At 42.0% G+C, this 536-nt stretch carries 1 protein-coding gene; it reads right to left on the bottom strand.

The window, feature by feature from the left end; all coding sequences use genetic code 11:
• Positions 1–25: 25 nt before the first annotated feature.
• On the bottom strand, positions 26–536 hold a 511-nt coding region (locus F0L46_RS27895; RefSeq protein WP_149822429.1), incomplete at its 5' end, for a JHBP domain-containing protein.

The raw sequence follows: 536 nt of genomic DNA on the forward strand, positions 1-536 counted from the left end.
CGCTTATTAAATATGTATGTAACAATCAATTTAAAATTAGGTCTTCAACGGGAATCGCTTTGAAGAAACGTTCGATGTTCTTCATGACCCTTGCCACTGCAGCCTTGATCATCGGCGATCCGATTTCCTTGATGATATCGTTGCCGTTGTTGGCGATCAGCTCTCGGGCCGCTTGTCCAAGTACTTCATTTCCATCAAAGAGATTTTCGAATACAACATCGGATTTGTCTTTGAGTTCGAAGGTGTAGGACCACTTCGTGATGTGCCAATGCTTTTTACCATCATCTCCCAATTTCTCTTCGTAATTCGCGTCGACGTTGATTTGTGTTGTTTTCAAGTCGACGTGAATTTTTCCTTTTCCTTTAATCGGCAAAACGAGGACTTGACCGTTAAGCTCGTAGTTCCCATTTAATTTGGCTTGACATAAAATCTTCAATTCCAGTTTCGAGCCGTGTTGAATCTGCTTCGGTTTGCAACCACTCAGTCCTGTAACTTCAACGTCAGTCAGTATAAACTTGAGATTAGGAGAACTGGCA

The organism is Salinarimonas soli (genome assembly GCF_008386575.1).
Classification (GTDB): domain Bacteria; phylum Pseudomonadota; class Alphaproteobacteria; order Rhizobiales; family Beijerinckiaceae; genus Salinarimonas_A; species Salinarimonas_A soli.